General features: G+C 27.7%; 21 protein-coding genes. 1 reads left to right on the forward strand and 20 read right to left on the reverse strand.

All coding sequences use genetic code 11. The features are described from left to right. Nucleotides 1-48: 48 nt before the first annotated feature. Nucleotides 49-1,242 (forward strand): ADP-forming succinate--CoA ligase subunit beta, encoded by a 1,194-nt coding sequence (sucC, locus tag SY27_RS01480; protein ID WP_045966744.1) that lies wholly within the window; start codon nucleotides 49-51, stop codon nucleotides 1,240-1,242. 101 nt (nucleotides 1,243-1,343) lie between these two features. Here sucC and SY27_RS01485 read toward each other — a convergent pair whose 3' ends face one another. From SY27_RS01485 to SY27_RS01575, 20 genes are all read right to left on the reverse strand, one after another. Continuing rightward, entirely contained in the window at nucleotides 1,344-1,745 is a 402-nt protein-coding gene (locus SY27_RS01485; RefSeq protein WP_152640675.1) for a hypothetical protein, read from the reverse strand. A 398-nt stretch (nucleotides 1,746-2,143) separates the two neighbouring features. Then, nucleotides 2,144-4,312, reverse strand: a complete 2,169-nt coding sequence (locus tag SY27_RS01490; protein WP_052705066.1) for a peptidase domain-containing ABC transporter — start codon at nucleotides 4,310-4,312, stop codon at nucleotides 2,144-2,146. Further along, nucleotides 4,309-4,626 carry a hypothetical protein gene (locus SY27_RS01495; RefSeq protein WP_045966748.1) on the reverse strand — a complete coding sequence of 106 codons (318 nt, stop codon included), beginning with the start codon at nucleotides 4,624-4,626 and terminating at the stop codon, nucleotides 4,309-4,311. The genes SY27_RS01490 and SY27_RS01495 overlap by 4 nt, the downstream gene beginning before the upstream one ends. Before the next feature lie 10 nt (nucleotides 4,627-4,636). Then, on the reverse strand, nucleotides 4,637-4,813 hold the full coding sequence (locus SY27_RS18755; RefSeq protein ID WP_161794108.1) for a hypothetical protein: 177 nt from the start codon (nucleotides 4,811-4,813) through the stop codon (nucleotides 4,637-4,639). Nucleotides 4,814-4,820: 7 nt separating this feature from the next. Then, nucleotides 4,821-6,083 (reverse strand): radical SAM protein, encoded by a 1,263-nt coding sequence (locus tag SY27_RS01500; protein WP_082084285.1) that lies wholly within the window; start codon nucleotides 6,081-6,083, stop codon nucleotides 4,821-4,823. A gap of 74 nt (nucleotides 6,084-6,157) precedes the next feature. Then, nucleotides 6,158-6,340, reverse strand: coding sequence for a hypothetical protein (locus SY27_RS01505; protein ID WP_045966752.1), 183 nt, complete (start codon nucleotides 6,338-6,340; stop codon nucleotides 6,158-6,160). Nucleotides 6,341-6,482: 142 nt separating this feature from the next. Next, a complete protein-coding gene (locus SY27_RS01510) occupies nucleotides 6,483-8,867 on the reverse strand; it encodes a TonB-dependent receptor domain-containing protein (protein ID WP_052705067.1) in 2,385 nt (794 codons plus the stop codon). Between the two features lie 208 nt (nucleotides 8,868-9,075). After that, a complete protein-coding gene (locus SY27_RS01515; RefSeq protein ID WP_045966754.1) occupies nucleotides 9,076-10,965 on the reverse strand; it encodes a DUF349 domain-containing protein in 1,890 nt (629 codons plus the stop codon). An 86-nt stretch (nucleotides 10,966-11,051) separates the two neighbouring features. Beyond that, nucleotides 11,052-11,528, reverse strand: a complete 477-nt coding sequence (locus SY27_RS01520) for a hypothetical protein (protein WP_161794109.1) — start codon at nucleotides 11,526-11,528, stop codon at nucleotides 11,052-11,054. A gap of 151 nt (nucleotides 11,529-11,679) precedes the next feature. Next, entirely contained in the window at nucleotides 11,680-12,441 is a 762-nt protein-coding gene (locus SY27_RS01525) for a shikimate dehydrogenase (RefSeq protein WP_045966758.1), read from the reverse strand. 6 nt (nucleotides 12,442-12,447) lie between these two features. Further along, entirely contained in the window at nucleotides 12,448-13,416 is a 969-nt protein-coding gene (locus SY27_RS01530) for a DUF368 domain-containing protein (protein WP_045966760.1), read from the reverse strand. 76 nt (nucleotides 13,417-13,492) lie between these two features. After that, nucleotides 13,493-14,887 (reverse strand): tetratricopeptide repeat protein, encoded by a 1,395-nt coding sequence (locus SY27_RS01535; protein ID WP_045966762.1) that lies wholly within the window; start codon nucleotides 14,885-14,887, stop codon nucleotides 13,493-13,495. Between the two features lie 152 nt (nucleotides 14,888-15,039). Further along, nucleotides 15,040-16,221, reverse strand: coding sequence for an aspartate aminotransferase family protein (locus tag SY27_RS01540; RefSeq protein WP_045967445.1), 1,182 nt, complete (start codon nucleotides 16,219-16,221; stop codon nucleotides 15,040-15,042). A 2-nt stretch (nucleotides 16,222-16,223) separates the two neighbouring features. Beyond that, nucleotides 16,224-17,228 carry a S9 family peptidase gene (locus SY27_RS01545; RefSeq protein ID WP_052705070.1) on the reverse strand — a complete coding sequence of 335 codons (1,005 nt, stop codon included), beginning with the start codon at nucleotides 17,226-17,228 and terminating at the stop codon, nucleotides 16,224-16,226. 40 nt (nucleotides 17,229-17,268) lie between these two features. Next, nucleotides 17,269-18,957, reverse strand: a complete 1,689-nt coding sequence (locus SY27_RS01550; RefSeq protein WP_045966764.1) for an OstA-like protein — start codon at nucleotides 18,955-18,957, stop codon at nucleotides 17,269-17,271. A gap of 108 nt (nucleotides 18,958-19,065) precedes the next feature. Next, nucleotides 19,066-20,337 carry an adenylosuccinate synthase gene (locus tag SY27_RS01555; protein WP_045966766.1) on the reverse strand — a complete coding sequence of 424 codons (1,272 nt, stop codon included), beginning with the start codon at nucleotides 20,335-20,337 and terminating at the stop codon, nucleotides 19,066-19,068. Between the two features lie 39 nt (nucleotides 20,338-20,376). Then, on the reverse strand, nucleotides 20,377-20,817 hold the full coding sequence (locus tag SY27_RS01560) for a Fur family transcriptional regulator (RefSeq protein WP_045966768.1): 441 nt from the start codon (nucleotides 20,815-20,817) through the stop codon (nucleotides 20,377-20,379). Nucleotides 20,818-20,948: 131 nt separating this feature from the next. Beyond that, the gene (locus tag SY27_RS01565) at nucleotides 20,949-23,168 is read right to left on the reverse strand and encodes a bifunctional (p)ppGpp synthetase/guanosine-3',5'-bis(diphosphate) 3'-pyrophosphohydrolase (protein ID WP_045966770.1); all 2,220 of its coding nucleotides are present in this window, start codon (nucleotides 23,166-23,168) and stop codon (nucleotides 20,949-20,951) included. 116 nt (nucleotides 23,169-23,284) lie between these two features. Continuing rightward, nucleotides 23,285-24,076 (reverse strand): RNA methyltransferase, encoded by a 792-nt coding sequence (locus tag SY27_RS01570; RefSeq protein WP_045966772.1) that lies wholly within the window; start codon nucleotides 24,074-24,076, stop codon nucleotides 23,285-23,287. A gap of 133 nt (nucleotides 24,077-24,209) precedes the next feature. Beyond that, nucleotides 24,210-25,499, reverse strand: coding sequence for an amidohydrolase family protein (locus tag SY27_RS01575; RefSeq protein ID WP_045966773.1), 1,290 nt, complete (start codon nucleotides 25,497-25,499; stop codon nucleotides 24,210-24,212). Nucleotides 25,500-25,502 lie beyond the last annotated feature (3 nt).

Genomic DNA, 25,502 nt, shown 5'->3' on the forward strand with positions numbered 1-25,502 from the left:
TTTCCTATTTTTGTGGCACTTTTTAAAAAGAAAAAAACCTATTATATTATGAATTTACACGAATATCAAGGTAAAGAAATATTAGCAAGTTACGGTGTTAGAATACAACGTGGTCATGTTGCAAATAATGCAGAAGAAGCTGTAGCTGCTGCAAAACAATTAACTGCTGAAACAGGAACAGGTTGGCATGTAATTAAAGCACAAATTCACGCTGGTGGTCGTGGAAAAGGTGGTGGTGTTAAATTAGCAAAAAATTTAGATCAAGTTGCAGAAATTGCAGGTCAAATTATTGGTATGGATTTAATTACACCTCAAACTCCTCCTACAGGTAAAAGAGTTCATAAAGTTTTAGTAGCTGAAGATGTTTATTATCCAGGTGAAAGTGAAACGTCTGAATTTTATATGTCTGTTTTGTTAAATAGAGGTAAAGGTAGAAATATGATTATGTATTCTACTGAAGGAGGAATGGATATTGAAGAAGTTGCTGAACATACTCCACATTTAATCTTTACAGAAGAAATTGATCCAGCAGTAGGACTGCAAGGATTTCAAGCAAGAAGAATTGCATTTAACCTTGGTTTATCAGGGAATGCTTTTAAAGAAATGGTGAAATTTGTAGATTCATTATACAAAGCTTATATCGGTTCTGATGCTTCAATGTTTGAAATTAATCCAGTTTTAAAAACATCTGATGATAAAATTATTGCTGTTGATGCAAAAGTAGATTTAGATGACAATGCATTATTCCGTCATAAAGATTTAGCTGATTTACGTGATGTTCGTGAAGAAAATCCAATTGAAGTTGAAGCTAAAGAAGTAGGATTAAACTATGTTGATCTTGATGGAACAGTAGGATGTATGGTTAATGGTGCTGGATTAGCAATGGCAACTATGGATTTAATTAAATATGCAGGTTTTGAACCAGCTAACTTCCTAGATGTAGGAGGAACAGCCGATGCAAAACGTGTTGAAACAGCTTTCCGTATTATCTTAAAAGATCCTAACGTAAAAGCTATTTTAATTAACATCTTTGGTGGAATTGTTCGTTGTGATAGAGTTGCGCAAGGTGTAGTTGATGCATATAAAAACATGGGTGATGCAATTAAAGTGCCAATTATTGTAAGATTACAAGGTACTAATGCTGAAATTGCTAAAGAATTAATTGATAATTCTGGAATGCCAATTTTATCTGCTGTTCAATTTCAAGAAGCAGCTGATCAAGTAAAAGCAGCTTTGTCTTAATAATAAAAGATAAGAATACATATATAAAATCCCAAGTATAGTACATACTTGGGATTTTTGTATTTTAAATAAGAATGAGATATAAGTGATTAATTGTTAATCTATGAACTTATAGAGTAATAAGTATTATTTGTTTGAGCCTGTAACGTAAATAATTTAGTGTCTATATTTTGATTGTATTTATTTAAGAACTCTTTAATTTTATCCTTGAAGTAAGAAGGTACTATATTATCAGCAATTTTATTGAATTCTTTAATACACATATTCTTCCCTATAATATATTGCACATGATTATCATTATCTAATTTAAAATTTAGAATGATAACATTTTTCTTATTATATCCTTTGATTGCAATTTCATTTTGAACAGTACTATCATATTTAATATTAAAATTATTATAATTATCTGTTACTTTATCTAAATCGAAAGTAATATATAATCCTTCTATAATTTCTCTATCAATTTTAAACCCTATAGTTTTTCCATTATTTTTTATACTCATTTTTAAAGTTCTCATACTTTTTCGTATTATATGTTTTATTTAATTTTATAGGTTTAGTTATAAAATTATTGTTTATGACTTAACCTGTACTTCCAAAGTTAAGTTATCATATAACACGAGTCAATACGTATAAATACGTATTTTTAGTGTTTTTTTATACGTATAAATACGTACTTTTTCAAAAACAGGGTCTTTTTTTGTGTTTGTAGCGATGTGAAAATTAATAAATAATATGGTGAGAATTAAAAAGATTAACCGTATTATTTATAATTGAGTTAGCTAATAAAATAATATTTTAAAAGCTAAAATAATTGAAAGGATACTAAAAATAGATATAATAATTCCTATTACTGTAAATTTAGGTGAAATTTTTCCAAGGATGTCATTGTTATTTTTCATTATTCTCCTAGTTCTAATTGATTTTTAATTAAGCTATAATATTTCCCTCTTAATTGTATTAATTCATCATGCGTTCCTCGTTCAATTAAGTCTCCATTGTCCAATACAATTATTTGATCAGCATTTTTTACAGTTGATAATCTATGAGCAACAATTATCATGGTTTTATTTTGAAAATAAGAATCTATATTATTAACAATTATTTTTTCATTTTCAGCATCTAATGCATTAGTTGCTTCATCAAAGAATAAATAGTCTGGGTTTTTATAGATAGCTCTAGCAATAAACATTCTCTGTTTTTGACCTTGACTTATTCCAACTCCTTCTGGACCAATTATTGTGTTCTCTTTTAATGGAAGTCCATCTACAAATGATTTTATATTTGCTAATTCTAATGCTTTATTGAATTTATTTAGATCGGGTTCTTCGTTTAAAGTAATATTATATTTTATTGTGTCTGAAAAAATAACACTATCTTGAAGAATTACACCGCATTTATTTCGCCATAATTGGTTATTTATTTCGTTGATATCGTGTTCGCCAACTTTAATATTACCGCTTCTTTGTTTGTGAAATTTTAATAATAATTTTAGAAGAGATGTTTTTCCGCTTCCACTAACTCCTACAATGGCAGTAGTTTTGTTTTTTGGAATGGTTAAATTAATATTTTTTAAGATAAGTGTTTTGTTGTCATATGAGAAATCAACGTTTTCTAATTGTAAATCTAGAATATTGTTTAATTCATTTATTTCAGATAAATTTTCTTCATCCTTTTTATTGTGAATTTCGTTTAGCCTTTCAAAACTTACTTTTACAAGCTGAAACTGTAAAACAAAATTAATAAATTGACCTATTGGACCATTTAAGCCTCCTAGAATAAACATTATAGACAACATTGTTCCTATTGTTAAACTTCCGTTCATAACGGCTATTGAAGCAAAAAACACAACTAAAATTGTTTGAAAGAAACTAACAAATCTATAGCTTTCATATTTTTGTGTAATTTTTAATTTTTCAATATTGTTAAGATATAAATTCTTTTGAATTTTTTGCCACTGTTCTGTTTTTTGTTTTTCTAGATTATTTAATTTAATTTCCTGTATTGAGGAGATTAATTCATATATTTTATTTTGATCATTAGACTGAAGAGCAAAATTTTTATGATCATTAATTCTTATTTTTTCTAAAAAACTAAAAATCCATATTAACTCTATAATTGTACCAATAACAACAACTAAAAAGATGCTTAAATTAAAGTAAAATAATATTGATGTATATATTAATATACTAAAGAAAGAGAATATAGTTTGAATTAAATCTTTTGATAAAAAACCTTCAATTCGTTTATGATCTTGTATTCTTTGTATTAAATCACCTATATTTTTTGAATTAAAGAATCGAATGGGTAATTTCATTAATTTAATAAGAAAATCAGAAATGATAGATAAACTAATTCTACTACTTATATGAATAAAGAGCCATGATCTATAAAATTCTAATGATATTTTGCTTATAAAAACAATTACTTGTGCTAATAGAACTAAATATATAAAGTTTAGGTCTTTAAATAACACACCTTTATCTATAATTTTTTGTGTAAAAAAAGGGAAAATAAGTTCTATACAAGAAGATAGTAATAGAGTTAATGAAATTAATACTAATTGTATCTTATGGTTTCTTAAATACTTAGTTACATAATTTAAATTTACTTTTTTATCTCCGTTAGTATTAGTATTATTAAATATAGCTTCAGTAGGTTCTAATAATAGAATTATACCTTCTTTTTCGTTTTGTGTCCAACCTTTTAAGAATTCATCTTTTTTGTATACTGTTTTCCCAAAAGCAGGATCAGCAACATAAATTTTATTTTTTTCAATTTTATATACAACTACAAAATGATTTTGATTCCAAAAAAAGATAGCTGGAGTAGAAATATTTTCTACTGCTTTTACTAAATCTAATTTTACAGTTAAAGTTTTAAAACCTAATTCTTTTGATGTTTTTTCTAAATCTGATATGGATATGCCTTGTTTAAGTAAATTTGAATTTATAATAGTATCATTATCAATACCAAAATTATTATTATAATATTTACCTATCATTTTTAGGCATGCGAAACCGCAATCTTGACTATCTAATTGTTTAAAGAAAGGAAATTTTTTTATCATTTTATTACTGGGCAAACTTTACATATTTTAATACCTTCTTGATAATACCATCTGCATTTGTCTCTTATTATGCAGTTTTCAGAATTATAAATTATTGTATTTTTAATATTGTTTAAAATTTTAGATGGAATTGAACATTCTTTTCCTGTCCAATTAGTACATTCTTTTGTTTCACAGGTAGCAGATAATCGAGCATTATTTCTGGATAAATTACTTTTTGAACTTGAATCAAGATAAATAAGAATACCATCTTTATTGTAATATCCTATTACTTCATTTGAATTTTTGCTATCATTATTAGGACATTTTTTCATACTATTTATTTTATTCTCGGATCATTTTTTCAAAACCAACTCTTTCAAATATTAATTCTCTATATTGTGTGAGTATTGTATTTTTAGTGTCTAATGCGTTAATAGAGTTCTTGATAATATTATTTTTAATATTATTTTTACAGCCATTTAATAGCTCTAAATCGTTGTTTGAGAATATTACTTTCATTTTTTTTTTAATTAGTTATTAATTCATTTTTCCTAAAACTTTCTAATAAATCCATATATCCAGTAGGCTCTATATTAGGAATATTATTTTCAATCATCTCTAAAGCTTCTTCATAAGTAACTTTTTTTACTCCTGATTCCTCGATTATTTCATTTGGAATATCATCAATTATTACATTTTGTATATGTGTAATTACTTTTAATAAATCTTTGCAATAAATAGATGGGTTATTAAATCCATTTTTTGAATTATATCTATGTGGTAAATAACCTCCTCCACAAACTTCATTTACAGGACAGGCTAAACATTTTTTGGCTAAATATTTTTTACTATTATAATATGCTTTTATTAAATCGCTATGAAATACGTCGTCTAACTCATTTGTAGCAAGATTAAATTTATGTTTTGTAAATTCTTCACCACATATTTTTAAAACATCTAAAGGCTCTATATCTCCATTTGTTTCTACAACGGCAATCTTATTTTCTCCTTTTCCAGCACTTTCTGTTCCTCTTTCACTTCCAAGAATATAACTAATTATATCTTCAAACTTTCTTATTCGAAGTCTTTCCTTATCATCTAATTTATACCAATAATCAAATAATTCAATCAGCCAATTTGAATTTTTAAGATCTGATATTATGGTATCATCATTACTTAAAGTATCATAGTTTTCATCTAATAATAAAAAGTTTATACCAGTAAAACTTAAACTTTTGAATGTTTCATAAGATTCAATAGGAGATGCTTCTAAATTTACTACAGATAAGCAACCTATGGGGTGATTGAGATGTTTTTTTGCAACTTCAATTCCTTTTTTTACATTTTCAAAGGTTCCATTTCCTTTTTTATCAACTCTATATTGATTATTAATTTTTTCATTTCCATCTAAACTTATGCCAACACCTACATTATATTCATTAAGTAATTTACAATGCTCTTCACTAATTAATATACCATTAGTTTGTACTGCAAAATTTATATTTATTGAAGATTCCTTATCTAAACTACTAAGTGTTTCTAAAAAATACCTTAAATCATTAACATCAGTTAGTAAAGGTTCTCCCCCATGAAGTATTATATAAAACTTCTTCAATTCATGTTTTACACAATGATTTTTTATTTTATTTTTTAAGTTTAATATTGTTTCTTTCGACATAAACTTTGGTTGCGATTTATATGATTGATCAGCATGATTATACATATAACAATAAGTGCAATTTATATTACATCTACTAGCGATTTTGACAACTAAGGCTTCTATATTCATAATTTAGATATATAAGGTTATTGAATAAGAAGTAGAGTCTGCATAAATATATACAGACTCTACTCTAATTAGAATTAATTTATCTCATGAATTATTTTTTCGAAAATATATCTTTCATAAGCTAGTTCTCGGTAGCCTGTAAAACCTCCTACTGCTTCATTTTCAAGATCTAAAATTGCATTTTTTAAAGCCTCATTTTCAATTAATCCAGACTTTTTCACTAATAAATTAGTGTCTTTTTTTCTAAATGTAAACATAATTTTATAATTTTTGTGTTAAACATTGAATCATAGTTTATAGAGATTAATTCTTTTGTTTTCACTCTTTTGCTTGCAAGCAATGGTCTATTTAAAAAATCTATTTTTACATTGTACACTGTAAAAATAGATTATCAAATACTTATTTAATTCTTTGTTTTTCTTCTTTATTACTACCAACTCTATTCTTAATTTTTAGTTCTTTACCAAAACTGTATACTAGTGATATTCTTATTCTTCTAACATCTCTATAGTCAAGGTTAACTTGTTTAATGTTATTTACATATTGTGTAAATGTTTGTTTATCCGTTTTTAAAATATCTATAGCATTAATAGATAATTGTAAATTCTTATTGAGAAAATTTGTTTTAAATCCTAAATTTAAGCGATAAAAGCTAGATAGTTTGTAACTTCCTGCTATTGAAGGTAAATTATACATGAAGCCTAAGCTTAATTTATATTTTTTTTCTTCATCTAAAATAAAAGTATTGTTAGTGTTAAAACTACCAGACCAGTTAGATATATCAGGAATAATAGAGTCAATATCTGAATCCGTTTTATAATAAAAGATAGAAATATCACTATTATTTTCCCAGTAACTTTTTACTTTAAAGGAATAGGCTTCTAGAAAGCCATAGTTAATTTGATTATAAAAATTATTTGGAGTAACTCTTTGAATAATTGAGTTAGGATCTGTATAAGTAACTTGATCAAATCCATTTTTTATATGAGAAATATATAGTAAAGAATATGATTTTTTATAGATATATGCTAATTCGAAGTTATTAGTCATATATGGTTGTAAAAAAGGGTTTCCTTCTGAATAGTTAAAAGAAGTTGAATAAAATCTAAAAGGGTTTAAGTTGTTATATGATGGTCTATTAATTCTTTTATTGTAATTCAATGAAATGATTTTATAATCATTAATCATGTAATTTAGATATAGGGTGGGAAATAGTTTGAAGTAATCATTTTTGTTTACTTGACTTAAAGTTTGAGAAGTTCCTTTCGTTTGAGTGTTTTCAGCTCTAAGTCCAAATTGAATGTCAAGTTTTTCGGTTAAATTTTTTGTTCCTGAAAAGTATAGAGCCTGTATTCTTTCTTTATAGTTAAATGTATTAGATTGTAATGGATCTTCGACAGGCGTCCCTGAAGTTGTATTGTAAAATTGTACTTCACTATTATTTTCAATGAAAGTTAATTTTGTTCCAAAATTTAGATTAATCCACTTAGTAGGATAATCAAAATCTAATCGAGTTGTAACAATGTCAATTTTTAAATCACTAAAATTATTAGCAGCAAAATAGTTATTGGGTTTTATTGTTCCATTAGGGAAAAAGGAATTACTATAAAAATCATTATTTGTTTCAGATTCATAGTTTACATAATCAATGTCAAAATTTATTTTTCGTCCTAGTGTGTCTAAATGGGTTATATAATATGCATTATATGTATTTGTCTTTCTTTTTATTTCAATTCTAGATTCATTTTTTATTAAAGAATCTAACATTTTTGAATTATTATAAATAAATGAATTGTTTTTAGTTTTTATTAATGGTAAACTATTTGAAAATGAATATTCTCCGCCAATTCTTGTTTTTGAGGAAATTTTATAATCAATAGTAGATCTGGTACTTAATGAATTTGAAAAGCTTTTTCTAAAACTTTCTTCTTCCCAAATATAGTTTGGATATTTAATTGTATACTCTTGATATGGTTTCATACTTCCATTAGAATAATTTACATCCGAAGTTAGCGTTAAATTGTTTTTTCTATAGTTTAAATTTAAACCACCAGAACCTATTGATGTTTTTGATTGAGAAAGAGAACTATTTAGGTTCCCATTAAAAGTATTATTTTTTACTTTTTTTGTTACAATATTTATTAATCCACTATTCCCTTGTGCATCATATTTTGCAGGCGGACTTGTGATTACTTCAATTTTTTTAATTTCGTCAGATTTTAGATTTTTTAAAAAACTAGTTAAATCTTCTCCTGATAAATTGATTAGTCTATCATTAATCATTACGTTCATACTACTTTTTCCAATCATTGATATTTGATCATTGTTTACTCTTAGACCAGGTGTTATCTTTAAAGCCTCTAAACCATCTCCACCGCTTGCAGAAACACTATTTTCAACATTAAAAACTAATCGATCAACTTTTCTCTCAATTAATTTCTTGTCTAAAGTGACTACAACTTCTTGTAAAGATTTTGTTGTATTAATTTTAATTATTCCTATATTACTATTACTGCTCATTTGAAACTCTTTGTTATATAAAATATCTCCTATTTGTCTTATTTGTAAAATGAAACTCTCTCTTTCACTTTCTATAGTAAACATTCCATTTTCATCGGATAATTCACTTTTTAAAGGTATGCTATCTTTTGAAACTAATATTATTTCTGCAAAAGGAACGGGAATATTTTCATTACTATGGATTTGTCCAGTAATTTTTATTTGTCCATTGATGTTGAAAGCAATTAATAAAAAGATTATTAAAGTTAAAGTTTTGATTTTCATGTTTTAACACTCTCTTGTTTAGGCTTAATATAAAATTTACGAGTTATATATAAAGTTTTTATTGTTTATTTGTTTAACCCAAATGTATTATATTAGAATGTTAAAAAGATACACATTTATTATATATTTTGTTAAAGTTTTGCATTTATTACGTAAAAAACCCGTTATGGTATATCATAACGGGTTTTTTAAAAGTTTAATGTATTCTTTATATGTCTCTAAGCTTTCTTAGCTTTTCTTTCCATAATTTTAATTCATCTTTATGTCGTTCAATACTTTTTTGTACCTCTTTAATAAAAGGATTTTCTCCTTTTGAACTACTACTTATAAATTGAATATTATTTTCTAATTGGAAGATTTCATTTTGTACTTCGTCTATTTTCTTTCTAATAAAAAATTGTTCTTTTTCAATTGATCTATCATCTTCATTAGAAACCCACTGGTCTAACTTAGCGTTAAACTTCATCATTTCAGTATCTTTTTTAGAAAGACTAAGTTTTTCAAATAAGGCATCTAAAATTTTATTAAACTTTCCTTCAATATGTCTTCTATTAAATGGAACTTTTCCTATAGATTTCCATGTTTCAATATGATCTTTTATTGCATCTAAATCGATTTTATGATCACCAGTTAGTTCAAATGTTTTTAAGTTTTCTAAATATTCTTTTTTATTATCAAATGCAGTAACTTCTTCTTCATTTTCTGCATTTCTCATTTTGTGCATGCGATCAAAATAGTGATTACAAGCATCTTTAAAATCTTTCCAAATTTTATCTGAATATTTACGAGGTACATGTCCTATTTTTTTCCAGTCATCTTGGATTTTTTTCATTACAGGAGTTGTACCTCCAAAATCTTCACTATCTTTTAAAGATTGGGCTTTTTCAACAAGGGCTAGTTTTTTGTTTAGATTTTCTTGTTGTTCGTGTTTTATATCTTTATAAAATGCATTTTTATTTGCATTAAATGCTCTTACTTCGGTTTTGAATTCACTCCATGTTTGTTCGGTAACTTCAACAGGAATTTTCCCAGCCTTAAAAAAGTTTTCACGAAGCGCTTCCATTTTCTTTATTTGCGTTTGCCAACCACTATGTGAATGTATCTTTTCGTTTCCTAAAAGATTAATTTGTTTTATAATCTCTTTTTTTCGTGCTAAATTTTCAACTTCACGTTCTTTTGCTTGTCCAAAATAGATTTCACGTTTGTCATGAATTTGTTTTGTTATTTCACTAAATTCATTCCAAATAATTTCGCGATGTTCTCTATCTACAGGTCCAATTTCTTCTTTCCAAACACGATGTAATAATTGTAACTCACGAAACGCTTTCATTATATCGGTTTCACTCAATAATTCTTTTGCTCGCTCTATTATTCCTTGTTTTTGCTCTAAATTGTTTTTAAGGTCTTGATCTCGTGCTTCTTTATCTAAATGCATTAAATCATAAAAACGCTCAATGTGGAAATGGAAGTTGTTCCAAACAATGTTGTATTTATCTCTTGGAATTGCTCCTGCAGCTTTCCATTGTTCCCGAATTTCATTTAATTTTTTAAACATATCACTTATAGAAAGTGATTCGTCGTTACCATCAACAAGTAATTTTAAATCTTCAATTATCTCGTTTCGAATGGTTAAATTGTTTTTTAAGTTTTTTTGAAGCTGATTATAATGATTATTTCTATTTGTTTTATAATCATCATATACACTATCAAATTTATTTTTTAAAGGGAAATGATATTCAAAAGTTGAATTCTCATCAGTATTTGAACTATTAAATTCATCTCTTTTTTCATCAATAAGGTCGTGATATTGATTCATGAAAGATTTTCTAATTTCTTCTACATGATCTTTAATTGCCATTACCTTATGATTGTGAACTAACTTATCTAATTCAGCAGTAAGTTCTTCCATAGAAAGAGAATCATAGTCCAGCATGGGTATGATATGTTTATCCTGAATCGAGTCGTCTTCATTCTCTTCTGCATTGGAATTGTCAATCTCATCTAATGCTGWTTGATTGATTTTAATTACATTTTCCTGTGACTCTTGTTTTTCTTGTCCGTCTGCTTGAGGCAGGTTATCATTCTTTTCTTCTAACATTTTTAAATGCTTAAGGTTACTAATTGTGTTCGAAGATAATAAAGGCTATGCAAAATTCAAAAGAAAAATCAATAAATATATAGGTTCTATCTTTTAAATAATAGACTTAATCCAATAAAACCAAAACTTGTAAAGTAAATTAACCAACTTAATTTTGCAATTATCGGGTTATATGGATAGTTATTGATTATGAATATAAAATTCACGATAGACTCTATTATTAAATAAAAGGTTATTATAATTAATCCTTTTTTAAACTTATATAATTTTGAAATTTTTTCAAAATCAAAACATAAAAAGAAAAGACCTAGAATACCTATTGGCAGTGTAAATAAGGATTGGAACATATTTAGATCATCCCATTCATTAGAAAAGTTTATTACACCTAAAGAAGAATAAAATATTCCGGAGATTAATAAACAAATTTTTCCAGTTATGTTTGTCTCGGAATTATCTGTGTTTTTAATTAATGAAATATTAAAAAATACAATTAATAAGCCAGTGAAAAAGTATGCAATATATTTTATAAAATCTTTCCCAGGTATATTTTCAATATTATACATGATAATGGGGGTTTCGTCTATTAAAAACGGAGGTATAAAAAATATATATATAATACTGAAAGATAAAATAAAAGAGATGGAGATTATTATTCCAAAGAAACCAGTAATTCTTTCTTGCTTTTTATATTTTTTATAGTTAATTATGGTAGAATCATCCATTCCAAATTTCCCATGCTTTTTCGGCTTGAAAAATAAGCATTTCATAGCCATTTTTAATGATTGCTCCATTTTCTTTAGCTTTCTTTAAAAACATTGTTTCTTCAGGATTATAGACTAAATCGTATGCAATATGATTAGTAGTAAATAGAGAATAATCTAAATTTGGAGCTTCTTCAATATTTGGATGAGTTCCTAGAGGAGTAGTGTTGATGATGATTTGATAGTCATCAAATATTTCTTTATTTATTTCTTCATAGGATAATTCAAACTCAGAAGGATTTCTAGAAACAAAATCAAATTCAATTTTTAATTTTCTAAGAGCAAAAGCAATTGCTTTACTTACTCCTCCAGTCCCTAGAATTAATGCTTTTTTATGTTGTTCTGTTAATAATGGTTTTAATGTTTTTTTAAATCCATAATAATCCGTGTTGTAGCCTTTTAGTTTTTTCTTTTTTGAAATAATAATAGTGTTTACGGCACCTATTTTTTTAGCGTTTTTAGATAGCTTATCTAAATATGGAATTATTTCTTCTTTGTATGGAATGGTTACATTTAATCCTTTTAACCCCTTTGTTTCTAGATAAACTTCAGGAAATTCTTTAATAGATTTAATATCAAAATTTAAATATTCACAATTATCATAATGAAGGAGTTTAAATTTATCGTTGAAATATTTTTTAGAAAAAGAATAGCTAATGTTTTTACCAATTAGTCCAAATTTTACTTGTTTTTTATTTTTCTTCTTCTTTGACATAATGTTTTAATTTTTGCCTAAGCGATTTGCAATTTTTTCTAATCCGAAAATTAAAACAAATCCAAAAACTGACATAATTATAGCCGTTAAAATTTGTGGATTTCCTTCAAAATGTTGTGGTAAAATACTTTTCTCTAAAAACGGAACAATTTCCCCATGACTATTTACTCGAGTTTCCAGTATTTTTTTCCATGGCCAAATTTTATTTAAAGAACCAATCATAAATCCTATTAGAACGGTAAGTGTTGTGTTTTTATGATGATTAAACATCCAAGTAAGTATCTTAGAAAATAGTTTTAATCCTAAAATTGCTCCTAATCCGAAAGTCATTAATTTTATCATTGCATGACCAATAATATCAAAATTCATAGTTGCTAGTCCTTCTCTAAATTGATTTATGGTTCCAATTACAACTTCATATGAGCCCATTAAAAGTAAAATAAAAGCACCTGAAACACCTGGTAAAATCATAGCAATTATAGCTAAAAATCCAGATAAAAATAAGTAAGGAAAACTATCAGGTGATTCTACTGGTTTTGCAATTGTTATATAATATGAAATAAGAATACCAATGATAAGAGTTATATATGTTTTTAAACTCCATTTTGTTATTTCTTTCCATATAAATGCAATACTAGCTATTACAAGACCAAAAAAGAAAGACCAAACTAATATAGGTTGAGTATCTAAAAGATGTGTAATTACTTTAGAAAAGGTTAAAATACTAATTCCTATTCCAAGGATTAAAGCAAATAAGAAATTACCATTTATTGAAGCCCAAGTAGCTTTTAAACCATTTTTTTTGACATTTTTTAGTACAGAAAAATTAATTTTATTAATACTATCAATTAGTTCTTGGTAAATTCCAGATATAAAAGCAATTGTGCCTCCAGAAACTCCTGGAACTACATCAGCAGCTCCCATTGCAATTCCTTTTAATGTTATAAGTAGATAATCGGGGAAAAATTTTCTCATGCTTGTAAAATAAATGTCATTCAGAAAATAATTATTTTATTAGATTCTGAATGACAAATTTATATAAACTATTTGTTTAATTTCTATATTTTTCAATGATGTTTTGAACTGTCTTTTTTTTCCACATTAATGGGAAAATTTCTTGAATAATAGTGTGATTTTTAAAGTTTAGTCGTAAACCATTATTTAGATGAAAATTTCCTTTTTTAGGATTTGCTGTAAGATGATATAATCCGGCTAAACGATATTCTATTTCATATTCTTCTGGAAAAACTTCAGTTGCTTGTAATAAAATTTCAATTGCAGTTTCATATTCACCTAATTCTTGTAACATATTGGTCCATAGAACAAAAGTGTCAAGATGAATGTCTCCAGCTTCAAATGCTTTTCTATAGCCTAATTCTGCTTCTTCGTAAAATTGCATTCCTTGATAAATAGCAGCATATCTCTTCCAATACAAACTATTGTCACCATCAATTCCTATAGCTTTGTTTACATAATAAATAGCTTTTTGGAAGTTTTTTTGACGAATATAAAAATCGGTTATTGCAATCCAAGCTTTATCTAATAATGGATCTTCATGTACCGTTCTTAGGTAAAACTTAAGAGCTAAATCTTTATTTCCTAATTTTTCATGACATTTTCCAATTCTTAATAAAGCAAATGATGTTGGATCATCTAATTCCATTGTAATGTTATAACATTCAATAGCTTCTTTGTATTGTTTTAATTTTTCTAATCCTTTTGCTTTTTCTAAATAAGCACCTAAAAAGTTTTCATCAATTAAAGTAGCGTAATCAAAAGCCCAAACTGATTTTTCATAATTTTTAAGGGAATAGAATTGTCTTCCTAATTGATGCCAAGCAACTTCACTATATGGTTTTTTATTAATAAATTGTTCTAAATATTGAATAGCTTCTTCGTTTTGATCTAAGAAATCGAAACAATATACAATATTATATAGCGCAGAATAATCTTCATTGTCTTCTTCTAAACATTTAATGAAGTATTGTTTTKCTTTCTCTAAATTATCCATGAATAGATATTCCATGCCTATCATTGAATATACATCTGCTAAATCATCAGTAAAATCTAATGCAATTTTTAATGAATCTATAGCTTTTTCATGTTGATCTCGTTTGGAATAAATATTAGCTTGTTGAATGTATATTTCTTCATTGTTTGGTTCAATGGCATATAATTCTGTAAGTAATTTTTGTGCGATGTCTAATCTATCTTCATAGACTAACATTTCAACTTGAACGAGCCTTAATCCTGTTGATTTAGGATGTTGTTCTAGACCAAGTTTTAGCGCTTTTTTAGCTAAATTCATTCGACCTGTATCCATATAATGAAGTATAATGTCTTCAAATTCTTCTGAATCAAAGAAAAAAACTTTATTTGTTTTTAACATAGATTCAAATTTTGATAAGGATAAGTTGTTTTCTTCTTCATCGTGACTCAATCTCATAGCAATAATTTTATGGGTTTTGTCCTTTATTAAAATTAAGAATTTTAAAGGGACAATTTTTTTTGTGCTTGAATTGTTTTAAACAATTTAATTAACACTTTTATATAATAGCTTTATGATTATAAACATCACTTAATTTAAGATGATTTAGATTATAAAGTTATAGTATTTAGAACTTCAAGAATGATGCCACATCCTTTTTTTATTTCTTCTTTTGATATTGTTAGAGGAGGAGTTATGCGTATTGCTTTACCTTCAAACAGTAGCCAGAAAAGGATGACGCCCTTTTTATGACATTCTAGGATAACTTGATTTGTTATTTCAGGACTTTCTGTCATGACTGCTAACATTAATCCTTTTCCTCTTATTTCTTTTATTAATGGGTGGATTAATAATTCTCTAAAAAGTTGTTCTTTTTCTAGAGTTTCTTGCATTAAATTCGTTTCTGTTATTTCTTGAAGTGTCGCTAATGCTGCTGCTGCTATAACTGGATGACCTCCAAAAGTGGTAATGTGTCCTAATTTTGGATCGTGACTTAATAAATTCATCATTTCAGAAGAAGCAGTAAATGCACCAACTGGCATTCCGCTAGCCATTCCTTTTCCCATTACAACAACATCAGGAATCATATTATAATTTTGAAAACCAAATAGTTTACCTGTTCGACCAAATCCTGGTTGGATTTCGTCTAAAATCATAATTGCACCAACTTCATTACATTTTTGACGTACTTTAAGTAAGAAGTCATTTTCAGGTTGTATAAAACCAGCTCCGCCTTGAATGGTTTCTAAAATGATACCAGCAGTTTTAGTGGTTATTTTATCTAAATCGGATTCGTTATTAAAGGTAATAAAATCTACATCAGGTATTAATGGACGAAAAATTTGTTTGCGTTCTTCAAAACCCATTACACTCATACTTCCCATTGTATTCCCATGATATGCATGATGACAAGAAATAAGTTGACTTCGACCTGTAACTCTTCGTGCTAATTTTAAAGCGCCTTCAATAGCTTCTGTTCCTGAATTTACTAAATAGGTTTTATTTAATGGTTCAGGTAGGAGAGAGGCTAATAATTTACAAAACTGAGTTGCTGGTTGTTGAGCATATTCACCATAGACCATTACGTGTGAATATAGGTCTAATTGAGTTTTTATTGCATCATTTACACGTTTTGGTTGATGACCTAAAGTGTTTGCAGAAACGCCTGCTACAAAATCTAAATATTCATTTCCTTCAGTATCATATATATAGCTTCCTTTTGCATGAGATATTTCCATAGCTAATGGATGTGGGGAAGTTTGAGCTTGGTATTTGAAAAAATCTTCAATCATTTTTAATTTGTTTTTAGCCAATTAATCCAATCATTAGCAACCTTATCCCAATTAAAAATAGCATAATTAGGTTTTCCATTCTCTAATAAAGGAAAAAAGTTATGTTCTAAGCCAATATATGGGTTATATGTAAAGTTTGTTTTATGCTTTCTTATAAAGTCTACTCTCATGAAGTCTATAAAAGGTGCACACCAGTCTTTTGTTCCGTAAGAAATGAGAATAGGGATTTTTATTTTTTCTAAGTACTGAATAGGTGGATTTGAAAATTGATACGATGCTTTGTTTGTATCTCCAAAATCGTCATTTAAATTGTCTTTATCATTAACAACATGTTCCCAATATTTGATTTCATCTTCCGCAAGTTTTAGGGAATCACTTTCTATAGCTCTATTTTGATTTATCATTGACATTATTCTACCCATTGGATTTCCACTTGCGTAAATTAAATGGGTTATTTTAGGATAAATTTCTGTCAATTTCGCTGCTATTGTACTTCCTTCAGAATGTCCTGCAACAACTAGTTTTCTGTTTGATACCCATTTTTGTTTTATTAAAAAATTTAGAATAAATTTATTTCTTTTTACATAATAATCAAGAAGGTTTTTGTTTGAATATTCTGTTGGGAATTTACCATTTTTATCTAAATAAGTACTGTTTTTACCGAGGTTTTCTTTACTTGATAGTAGAGGTATGTTAGGTTTTCCAATTATAATTAAATGAAAATCTTCGCAAATTAAATCGGTATTAAAAGGAGTTATACCATAATTTCCTTTTTTATCATATTTTAACAGCGGAATAGGTAAACTTCCTTGACAAAATAGAAAAATAGGTTTTTGTTTTTGTTCATCACCTTTTTTCGATTTAATAATTATATCTACTGTGTCTTTTTGAAATATAATTTCAAGATGTCTTACTCCAAAATCTTCAATAGATGGTCTATTTTGAGAATAGATAAAAAAAGGCATATTAGTAAAAACTAATAAAATTACTCTAATTATTATCTGCATTTTTAAATTTTATTTAAATTCATAATATAAAGAACTTAAATTACTCTTTCTTCTTAGGCTTAGGATTTTTTTTATCATATTCTAAGGTTTCTTTTAAGACTTCCATTGGAATGTCTTCTTCAAGCGCTTTCTTTTTACTTTCAATAAGTATTTTTTCATGTAGAATATTTTCATCTTCAGGGAAAATATCTTCTTTTGAGTGTATTCTTTCATCTCCTCTCCAAACAAATCCTCTTAATTTCCTAGCATTTTCAGGGAATTCGGATTCGGGATAAGTATTAGCTTCGACTTGATTAAAAGCTGTTTGAGAGATTATTTGATCATCTTCAAATTCAAAATTCAATTTACTACATACTTTTTTATCGATACCTACTAATTCGTTATTATCATTGTACATATAATAAATAACTTCAGCATTTTTGATAACATCTACTTGGCTTAGTTTATTATCTTTAAATTTTCCGTATAAATTTTGTCCTTTAATTTGGTTGTATCCATTTTCACTTAATGTGTCTTTTTGAACTATAAAGGCGTTGTTTAATACCTTTAAAGAATCTAATTTTTCTGTTTTATTGTTTCCTATTAGGTGCATTACATCACCAGTCATTTGATTGTCATTATTCCATAGAACAGGTTTGCCTATTAATTGTGTAATCCCTGTTTTGTTGTTAGAATGTATAGAGTCACATTTTCCGCTCATGTCTGTTTTATAAAAACGTACATTATTAAAAGCTCTTATTACTCTATCTTCTGGTGGACCAGTTACTAATATCTTTTTTCCATGCATGTATAGAGAATCGTTTTCTACTTTCGTAATAACAACTGCTCTTTTGGTTAAAATAATGGAATCTTTTCTGGTTTGAGTATTACGATACATTTCAGCATAATGACCTTTTGCAACCATATTGTTTATAGTATCTGTAATCTTTACATTGTTTATGCCTTTTGAAAAGTTCCTTTTTTGATCATAATATAAATCGTCTCCTTCTATAATTTTATTATTATAAGTTATTTTACTATTTTTTTGAAGTTTTCCAACATCATTTTTAGTGTCATAAAATCCATTTTCTGTATAAATAACATTGTCATTACTGGTTATGGTTGATGGTCCGAAAACGTATGCATGACCAGAGTTTTCATAATAGTCTAAATGATTTGTTTTAATTGTGCTTTTAGGGTTTGTAACTGTAACAGCAGATGTAAATTGATACTTTTTTGAGTTTAAGAAATATCTTCCAGATTTGCTTTTTAAGGTGTTTTCTTTATTAACAATGGTTCCATAGCTATTGTAATAAGCTATTTGTTTTTTCTTGTCAAAGAAAATAGTGTCAGTTGTTAAAGTTGATTCAGGAGAATGAAGGTTTACATCTCCAGTTGCAAAAGCAAATTCATCTTTTCCGTCATATTCTGCATATCGACTGTTCATTGTTATGGTATCACCTTGATTGATTTGTACATTTCCAAAGGCTTTTACGTAGTTTTCCTCTGTGAAGTAATAGGCTTTGTTACAGTTGATTTTTGTACCATTATGCAATACTCTTACATTTCCTGTGAAAACAGTTGCTCCAGGTATTTCATATTGGTTCATGTCAATAAAATCAGAATGTTCAATTATGATTTTTTTTGTTTGTTCCTTTTCTGTTAGATCTGTCTTTTTTCCTTTTTCTTGCGCGTTTGTAAGTGTTCCAAACAGTAAAAAGCAAATAATATAGTACGCTATTTTTTTCAACTGAATTTATTTTGTGTCAAAAATAAGTAAAAAGTAGAATAAGACTTCTCTATTAAGATTTTTTTATAATAAAAAACGCTTTCTCTTTTGAAAGCGTTTTAATTTAATTTATTTGGTAATCGTTTGTTTCCTGTCTGGGCCAACCGATATAACTTTAATTGGTACTTCAACTTCTTTTTCAATGAATTCTATATAATTTTTCAATTCTATTGGCAATTCATCATAGTTTGTCATTCCTGTTAAATCAGCTTTCCATCCTTTCATTTCTGTAAAAATAGGAGTGATGTTTTCTGGTTCAATGTTATATGGAAGATGATTTATTTCTTTTCCTTTATATTTATAAGCTGTACAAACTTTTAAGGTTTCAAATCCAGAAAGTACATCGCCTTTCATCATGTATAATTGAGTAACACCATTAACTTGAACAGCATATTTTAATGCTACTAAATCTAACCAACCACAACGACGGGCACGACCAGTAACAGAACCAAATTCGTTTCCTACTTTTGCCATTGTATCTCCATCATTGTCAAATAACTCTGTAGGGAATGGTCCGCTACCTACTCTTGTGGTGTAAGCTTTAAAAATTCCATAAACATCTTTTACTTTGTTTGGGGCAATTCCTAACCCTGTACAAGCACCAGCAGCAGTTGTATTTGAAGATGTAACAAATGGATAAGTTCCAAAATCAACATCTAATAATGAGCCTTGAGCACCTTCTGCAAGAATTGATTTTCCGCTTTTTAATGCGTTATTTAGATATTCTTCGCTATCTATAAAAGTTAGTTTCTTTAAATCTTCAATAGACTTAAAGAATTCTTCTTCCATTTCTTTTAAATCATATTGTAAATCTACATTATAAAAAGAAATCATAGCTTCATGTTTGTCGGCTAGAGTTCTATATCTAAGTTTAAAATCTTCTAGTTCAATATCACCAACTCTTAATCCATTTCTACCAGTTTTGTCCATATAAGTTGGACCAATACCTTTTAGTGTAGAACCAATTTTAGCTTTTCCTTTTGAAGCTTCAGAAGCAGCATCAAGTAAACGGTGCGTTGGTAAAATTAAATGAGCTTTTCTAGAAATAAGCAATTTAGATGTGACATCCATTTTGAATTTTTCTAGTCCTTCTAACTCTTTTTGAAAAACAACTGGGTCAATTACGACTCCATTACCAATAATATTGATTGCATTTTTATGAAATATTCCTGAAGGAATTGTTCTAAGGACATGTTTAATTCCGTCAAATTCTAAAGTATGTCCAGCATTTGGACCTCCTTGAAAACGAGCAATAATATCATAATTTGAAGTTAATACATCGACGATTTTTCCTTTACCTTCGTCTCCCCATTGAAGCCCTAGTAGTAAATCTACAGTCATTTTTAGTAGTTAATTTATATTAATATTGTATGTGTGTTGTTATTTTTCTTTTTTGGTTCCATAAAAATACAATGAATGAGTATGTATTTCAATATCAAACATTTCTTCCATGGTTTTTTTGATTTGTTGAATTCGTGGATCACAAAATTCTATAACTTCCCCAGAATCTGTTAAAATGATGTGGTCGTGTTGTTTATCAAAATAGGATTTTTCGTAGTGTGCTTGGTTTTGTCCAAACTGATGACGACGAACTAATCCACATTCTAATAATAATTCTATTGTATTGTATAGAGTAGCTCTACTAACACGATAGTTTTTGTTTTTCATTTTAATATATAGCGATTCAATATCAAAATGTTCCTTAGAATTGTAAATTTCTTGTAGTATAGCATAGCGCTCTGGAGTTTTGCGATGTGCTTTTTCCTCAAGGTATTTAGTGAATACGTTTTTTACAATTTCTTGATTTTTATTGTCTTCCATTTGGATTAACTGAATAATTGCAAAGATAAGTAAACTTAGAACTTTGATGTTAGAAGTTTTGCTTTTTTTTCAACAATTAGTATTTATAATGTTTTATTTATGAGTAATTAGATTTTTTATTTCTTCAGAGTTTAGTTTTGATAAATACGTGACACTTTATCAATTCCATCAACTTTTTTAATATTATCAATAAGTCTTTTTAAAATAGTATTGTTAGGAACAATAACAGTTATTTTTCCATTAAAAATTCCAGCTTCTCCACTTAAAGTAATATTTTGGATGTTTACATGCATTTGATTTGAAATTACTTTGGTGAGTTCATTGGTTAAACCTAATGTATCCATTCCAGTTATGTTTAACATAGCTTTAAATTCTTCTTGGCTAGAATCTATCCATTTAGCAGGAATGATTCTATAGGCATAGTTAGATTGAAGGCTTATAGCATTTGGACAGTCTTTTCTATGTACTTTAATACCTTCATTAATTGTGATGAAACCGAAAACATCGTCACCTGGTATAGGATTACAGCAAGTAGATAGTTTATAGTCTAATTTATCTTGTTCAACTCCAAAAACCAGCATATCATATTTTTTACTGATTTCGTTTTTTTGTATTTGTTCAGGTTTTACAGATGGAGTTCTGTTAAAAGGCTTTTTAAGGAAATTAACTAAAGTATTACTTTTTTGGGCAGCAAAATCTTTTAATTGTTGATTTTCAATTGCTCCAATTCCTACGCGATAAAATAAATCTAGGCTAGTTTGTAATTTAAAATAATTGACTAGTTCATTTGTAGAAGCTTCATTTAATGTGATTTTTAGATGGCGTAGTTTACGATTTAAAATTTCTTTTCCGTCTTCTGCTATTTTTTTAGTGTTTTCGTTTAAAGAGTTCTTGATTTTATTTTTTGCTCTTGACGTTGTTACATAATCTAGCCATTGTACACTTGGTTTTTGATTTACAGAGGTAATAATTTCAACTTGATCTCCACTATTTAAAACATGATTTAAAGGGACTAATTTTCCATTAACTCTTGTCCCTCTTGTTTTTACTCCAATATCTGTATGAATACTAAATGCAAAATCAAGCGTTGTTGCTCCTTTTGGAAGAGATTTTATATCTCCTTTAGGAGTAAAAATATAGATTTCTTTAGAATACAAGTTTAGTTTAAAATCTTCAACAAAATCAACAGCATTTGCAGCTTGGCTTTCTAGTGCTTCTTTTAATTGATTTAACCAAACTTCCAATCCGTGTTCTTCAGAATTTCCGTTTTTATATTTATAATGAGCTGCATATCCTTTTTCAGCAATTTCATCCATACGCTCACTACGTACTTGTATTTCTACCCATCTTCCTTTTGGTCCCATAACAGTAATATGTAATGCTTCATAACCTGTAGATTTTGGAGATGATATCCAATCGCGAAGACGACTAGGACTAGGACGATAATGATCTGTAACTACAGAATATATTTTCCAAGCTAGAAATTTTTCATCATGTGGATTTGATTTGTAAATGATTCTTAAAGCAAATTTATCATAGACTTCATCAAAAGTAACGCCTTGATTTTTCATTTTCCTGCGAATAGAATAAATAGATTTTGGTCTACCTTTTATACTATATTCTATTCCTTCTTCATTTAATGATTCGGATAAAACACTAGAAATTGTTTTAATATATTCGTCTTGCTCTTGTTTAGTTTCTTTTATTTTGCTTATAATTTCTTTAAAAATTTCGGGTTCGGTATATTTCAGACCTAAATCCTCTAATTGCGTTTTAATATTATATAAACCTAAACGATGTGCTAAAGGTGCATAAATATATAACGTTTCTGAAGCAATTTTGGCTTGTTTATATTCTGCCATGCTGTCCATAGTTTGCATGTTGTGCAATCTATCGGCAATTTTTATAAGAATTACTCTTACATCATCATTTAATGTAAGTAGCATTTTACGAAAATTTTCAGCCTGAACAGATACATCTTGATCGGTTTTTACTTTTGCAATTTTGGTTAACCCTTCTACGATTTTTGCAATTTTAGGATTAAACATTTTTGCAATATCATCAACTGTAATGTCTGTGTCTTCAACAACATCATGCATTAAAGCAGCCGCAATAGAAGTTGCTCCAAGGCCTATTTCTGAGGCTACAATTTTTGCAACAGCAATAGGGTGGAAGATATAGGCTTCACCCGATTTCCTTCTTTGTTCTTTATGAGCGTCAACAGCTACATCAAAGGCTTTACGAATGAGTTTTTTGTCTTCATCTGTTAACGTTTGGTAACTAATGCGAAGGAGTTCTTTGTATTCTTGGGCAATGGCTTTGTTTTCGGCTTCTAAATCAATTTCTGTCATATGGCAACTTTAATATTCATAAAGTTATAACAAAGTTATGGATTGTGCAAGAGATAGGTTTAACTTCAATTATAATAATTAGATTAAGAGAAGAAAAGTAATATTTAAGAGCAGGTTTAAAAACCTCTTTGTCTCTTTGCTTCAAATAATAATATGGCTGCTGCAACGGAAACATTCATAGAATCAATTTCTCCTTGCATTGGAATTATAATATTTTGATTGCTGTTTTTTCTCCAAATTTCAGTTAATCCTGTAGCTTCTGTTCCTACAATCATTGCAGTAGGAGTTGTATAATTTTGAGAATGATATTGTGTTGAATCTTGTAATGTAGCACAATAAATAGCAATATTATTTTCTTTAAGAAAAGCAATTGTTTCTTCGGAAGTTGCTGTTGCAATTTGTCTTGTAAATAAACATCCTACACTTGATCGTACTATATTTGGATTATACATATCACTTTTAGGATTAGCAATAATTACAGCGTCAATATTTGCTGCATCTGCTGTACGAAGTAATGCTCCAATATTCCCAGGTTTTTCTGGTGCTTCAGCAACAAGAATTAAAGGGTTTTGTGATAATTTTAAATTAGATAATTGTAATGGTTTTGTTTTGGCTATAGCTAAGATTCCTTCGGTACTGTCTCTGTATGCTAACTTTTGATATACTTCTTTTGATATTTCAATTTTTTCGGTTTTGCTTGAAAAAATAAAGTTATGTAGTTCTTTTTCAGAGATTAATTCGGGATAGAATAGAACAGTCTCAATTTCATAATTTCCTTTTATAGCTAATTCAATTTCGCGTTTTCCTTCAATTAAAAATGTACCTGTTTGTTTTCTAACTTTTGCTTTTTCTTGAAGTTGAACAAGTGATTTTATGTAAGGATTTTGTATAGAAGTTATTTGTTTCATGAAATTGATTTATTTTGCAAATCTACAAAAGTTATTCATGAATCTATTTACAAGAAAAGGCTTTATAAAACAAAAATCTCATAAAACTAAATTATTTAGTTTTATGAGATTTTTGTTTTAAATAAATATAATTTTATTTTTCTGCGTTATATTTCTCTTTGTATCTATCGTATAATTCAGTTTGATGACTTTCTAAACTAATTTGTCTACCATCTATAAATGCGTTTGTTACTTTATTTGTTCTCATGTCTAATGCATCTCCTTCTGATATAAATAAAGTAGCACTTTTACCTGTTTCAAGTGTGCCGTAATTAGCATCAATTCCTAAGATTTTAGCAGTATTTGATGTTATTAGCTTTAATGCATCTTCTTTATCTATTCCCCAAGCTGCACAAGTACCTGCATAAAAAGGTAGGTTTCGTATTTGCATACGTTCCATATCTCCAGCATTTTGTAATCCTACAATAATTCCAGCATCATAAAGGATTTTTGCATTTTTATAAGGTAAGTTTACATCTTCATCTTCTAATAATGGTAAATCGTGTATTCTTCTTAATAATACAGAAACATTGTTTTCTTTTAATAATGCTACATTTTTGTAAGCATAATAACCACCTACAAGTGTCATCTTTTTGATGTTGTTTTTCTTTTTAAAGAGTATAGCATCAATTATTTCTTTTTCGCCATCTACATGTACAAAAAGTTGTTTTTCACCAGTATCAAGTCCTTTCATTGCTTCATAAGGAATATCTCTAACATTAGGATTTGATGCAACATAAGCATTTGCATCATTTAAAAAATCTTGAATTTCTGTGATTTGTTGATCATATTTTTTATTGGGTTCAATTCCTCCTGGTTCTGCCCACCATCCTGATCTTGAGTAACTTCTTGGCCAGCTTAAATGTATGCCATCGTTTTCTTTTACAATTGCATCTTCCCAGTTCCATGCATCTAATTGAACAACAGAAGATGTACCTGATATTCTACCTCCTCTTGGCGCAATTTGTGCAACTAAAACACCATTAGGTCTTGCGGCTTCTACTAATCCAGATTCTGAGTTATATGCAATTATACTTCTAATGTGCGGATTCATTTGTCCCATTTCATTTTCATCATTAGAGGCTTTAACAGCGTCAATTTCTACTAATCCAAGTGTTGCATTTGCAGCAATAAATCCTGGATAAATGTGTTTCCCAGATGCATCAATATAGATGTCGTGCTTTTCAGGTCTAACATTTGTAGCGTCAGTTATTGTTGTAATTTTTCCGTTTGAGATAGAAATTAAACTATTTTCAATAACTTTTCCATTTCCAATGTGAGCTTTTCCACCAGTAATTAGAATACTTTTAGTTTGTTTGGGAGCTGGTGTTTGTTGGGCAAAGGCAACACAACTAATTAATAATGATAATATATATTTTTTCATTTT

This window comes from Flavobacterium sp. 316 (genome assembly GCF_000967805.1).
Lineage (GTDB): Bacteria > Bacteroidota > Bacteroidia > Flavobacteriales > Flavobacteriaceae > Flavobacterium > Flavobacterium sediminilitoris.

What these genes read in the sequence shown, in the direction of transcription:
- sucC (WP_045966744.1), top strand. Translation starts at nt 49, where the DNA reads ATGAATTTACACGAATATCAAGGTAAAGAAATATTAGCAAGTTACGGT.
- SY27_RS01505 (WP_045966752.1), bottom strand. Translation starts at nt 6,340, where the DNA reads ATGTTTACATTTAGAAAAAAAGACACTAATTTATTAGTGAAAAAGTCT.
- SY27_RS01575 (WP_045966773.1), bottom strand. Translation starts at nt 25,499, where the DNA reads ATGAAAAAATATATATTATCATTATTAATTAGTTGTGTTGCCTTTGCC.
- SY27_RS01530 (WP_045966760.1), bottom strand. Translation starts at nt 13,416, where the DNA reads ATGAGAAAATTTTTCCCCGATTATCTACTTATAACATTAAAAGGAATT.
- SY27_RS01500 (WP_082084285.1), bottom strand. Translation starts at nt 6,083, where the DNA reads ATGAATATAGAAGCCTTAGTTGTCAAAATCGCTAGTAGATGTAATATA.
- SY27_RS01525 (WP_045966758.1), bottom strand. Translation starts at nt 12,441, where the DNA reads ATGTCAAAGAAGAAGAAAAATAAAAAACAAGTAAAATTTGGACTAATT.
- SY27_RS01540 (WP_045967445.1), bottom strand. Translation starts at nt 16,221, where the DNA reads ATGATTGAAGATTTTTTCAAATACCAAGCTCAAACTTCCCCACATCCA.
- SY27_RS01545 (WP_052705070.1), bottom strand. Translation starts at nt 17,228, where the DNA reads ATGCAGATAATAATTAGAGTAATTTTATTAGTTTTTACTAATATGCCT.
- SY27_RS01485 (WP_152640675.1), bottom strand. Translation starts at nt 1,745, where the DNA reads ATGAGTATAAAAAATAATGGAAAAACTATAGGGTTTAAAATTGATAGA.
- SY27_RS01570 (WP_045966772.1), bottom strand. Translation starts at nt 24,076, where the DNA reads ATGAAACAAATAACTTCTATACAAAATCCTTACATAAAATCACTTGTT.
- SY27_RS01565 (WP_045966770.1), bottom strand. Translation starts at nt 23,168, where the DNA reads ATGACAGAAATTGATTTAGAAGCCGAAAACAAAGCCATTGCCCAAGAA.
- SY27_RS01490 (WP_052705066.1), bottom strand. Translation starts at nt 4,312, where the DNA reads ATGATAAAAAAATTTCCTTTCTTTAAACAATTAGATAGTCAAGATTGC.
- SY27_RS01560 (WP_045966768.1), bottom strand. Translation starts at nt 20,817, where the DNA reads ATGGAAGACAATAAAAATCAAGAAATTGTAAAAAACGTATTCACTAAA.
- SY27_RS01555 (WP_045966766.1), bottom strand. Translation starts at nt 20,337, where the DNA reads ATGACTGTAGATTTACTACTAGGGCTTCAATGGGGAGACGAAGGTAAA.
- SY27_RS01510 (WP_052705067.1), bottom strand. Translation starts at nt 8,867, where the DNA reads ATGAAAATCAAAACTTTAACTTTAATAATCTTTTTATTAATTGCTTTC.
- SY27_RS01495 (WP_045966748.1), bottom strand. Translation starts at nt 4,626, where the DNA reads ATGAAAAAATGTCCTAATAATGATAGCAAAAATTCAAATGAAGTAATA.
- SY27_RS01520 (WP_161794109.1), bottom strand. Translation starts at nt 11,528, where the DNA reads ATGTATAATATTGAAAATATACCTGGGAAAGATTTTATAAAATATATT.
- SY27_RS18755 (WP_161794108.1), bottom strand. Translation starts at nt 4,813, where the DNA reads ATGAAAGTAATATTCTCAAACAACGATTTAGAGCTATTAAATGGCTGT.